Source organism: Micromonospora sp. NPDC047753, from assembly GCF_040642735.1.
Classification (GTDB): Bacteria; Actinomycetota; Actinomycetes; order Mycobacteriales; family Micromonosporaceae; genus Micromonospora.
Genome location: NZ_JBEYSL010000756.1, coordinates 1 through 2,248 on the forward strand (window position 1 = coordinate 1; position 2,248 = coordinate 2,248).

The following is a 2,248-nucleotide window of genomic DNA, read 5'->3' on the forward strand; positions in this document are numbered from 1 at the left end:
ACGACGCCGGCGCGCTGGATACCAGCAAGCTCAACTCCGAGGAGTTGAAACAGGCATTCGACGAGGTGCCGGAGTGTCGCTGAGCGGGCTCGGTGACACCGGGAAGGCACAGCCGCCCCCGGCGCTGTTCCCCGCGCCCGAGTCCGACACGCCCACTCCCGGGCGACGCCGTGGCGGCGCGCCGCAGGACCGCCCGTCGCCGGGCGGCCCGGTTCGGAACGGCCCGCCCCAGACGGACGACGCGGGCCGGCAACTTGTCTTCTTCGGCGCGGATGCGGCCGAACCGACCGTCGCCGACCTGGCCGGGCTGCTCGCCGGGCCGGCCGAGGTGGTCCGGATGGGCGGCACCGCCCGGCTCTCGGTGCAGGTGGACGCCGCCTGGCGGGTGCACGTGCTCGTCGCCGAGCTGGCGTCGAGGGGGCTGGCGGCGAGCTGGGAGCCGACCGAGGGCGCGCGACACGCCGTTCGTACGTCGTACACCCGGATCTTGAAGCCGCTGGCGGCCGCCTGGCTGCACGGTACGACGAAGCGTCCGCCGGCCGCGTTCCACCTGACCGGTCGGCGGTTGCGGCTGTGGCTGGCCGCCGCCGGGACGCCGGAGCCTCCGGACTGCTTCCTGTTGCGGCTGGGCGTCGACGACCAGGAGTGTTGGGAGCCGATCGGCGTGGCGCTCGCCTCGGCGGGGCTGGCCGGGGCGCTGCTCGGCCCGGGTGAGGGCGGCCCGGCGTACCGGATCACCGGCCGCCGCCGGTTGGCGCGGCTCGCCGAACTGGTCGGCGGGCCGCCGCCCGCCACACCACCCGAAGCCTGGCCAACCTGATCCACCCCTCATCGTGTCGATCATGGAGTTGTGGTGGGGGATGTATTGCTCGTCCGGGGCTAAAACGCCCACCATAAGTCCATGATCGACCCGGTTGGGCGGCGGCTTGAGACGGTGTGGCCGGGTGTCTGGTGCCGGACAGACGGCGGGTCGATCCAGGCGGAAAACGGGCGGGTCGTGGGCCCGCCATCGTCACAGTGACCCGCTTCGAGCCCTACCCACGGTGTACGGTGGCGCCGTCCGGCAGTGCCGAGCGTGGCGGAGTGGCGTCGACAGCCGCGTCGAAGCGGATTGCGGCCCGCGAAACCCGAAACGCGGGCGGCGCGTTACGTTGGACATCCGGACCGCCGGTGCGACGGCGGGGTCGAAAGCGGTCGCTGTCCGGGCGCCGGCAGGCCACGAGCAGGAGTGAGGTCGGGGAGAGACGTGCCGAGCAACGCTGGAACCACCCGTCTGGTCATCGTCGAGTCACCGGCGAAGGCCAAGACGATCTCGGGCTACCTCGGCCCGGGGTACGTCGTGGAGGCCAGCTTCGGTCACGTCCGCGACCTGCCACGCAACGCCGCCGACGTGCCGGCCAAGCACAAGAAGGAGCCCTGGGCCCGGCTCGGGGTGGACGTCGACAACGGCTTCCAGGCGCTCTACGTCGTCTCCGCCGACCGTAAGCAGCAGATCAGCAAGCTGGTGAAGCTGGCAAAGGAAGTCGACGAGATCTTCCTGGCGACGGATGAGGACCGTGAGGGCGAGGCCATCGCCTGGCACCTGGTCGAGACGCTCAAGCCCAAGGTCCCGGTCAAGCGGATGGTCTTCCACGAGATCACCAAGCCGGCGATCCAGGCGGCGGTGGCCAACCCGCGGGAGATCGACCGCGATCTGGTGGACGCCCAGGAGGCGCGCCGGATCCTCGACCGCCTGTACGGCTACGAGGTCTCCCCGGTGCTGTGGAAGAAGGTCATGCCACGGCTCTCGGCGGGCCGGGTGCAGTCCGTGGCGACCCGCATCGTGGTCGAGCGGGAGCGGCAGCGGATGGCCTTCCGCACCGCCGAATACTGGGACATCCTGGCCAGCCTCGCGGTGGCCGACGCCGGTGAGGGCCCGCGTGCCTTCAACGCCACCCTGATCGCTCTCAACGGCGACCGGATCGCCACCGGTAAGGACTTCGAGCCGACCACCGGTCGCGTCCGGGCCGGCGCTGGCGTCGTGCACCTCGACGAGGGCGGCGCCCGGGGTCTAGCGGCCCGACTGGAGGGGCGGCCGTTCACCGTCACCCGGGTGGAGGAGAAGCCCTACCGCCGTCGCCCGTACGCGCCGTTCATCACCTCGACCCTCCAGCAGGAGGCGGCCCGCAAGCTGCGCCTGTCCTCGCAGCAGACGATGCGTACCGCGCAGCGCCTGTACGAGAACGGCTACATCACCTATATGCGTACC

At 71.5% G+C, this 2,248-nt stretch carries 2 protein-coding genes; both read left to right on the forward strand.

Annotated features, from left to right (window positions below; all coding sequences use genetic code 11):
* The first annotated feature begins 73 nt into the window (after window positions 1–73).
* Window positions 74–820, forward strand: a complete 747-nt coding sequence (locus ABZ749_RS34160; RefSeq protein WP_357235306.1) for a hypothetical protein — start codon at window positions 74–76, stop codon at window positions 818–820.
* A 426-nt stretch (window positions 821–1,246) separates the two neighbouring features.
* Window positions 1,247–2,248 (forward strand): DNA topoisomerase (locus tag ABZ749_RS34165; protein ID WP_357235309.1); only part of this gene is annotated, 1,002 nt, incomplete at its 3' end.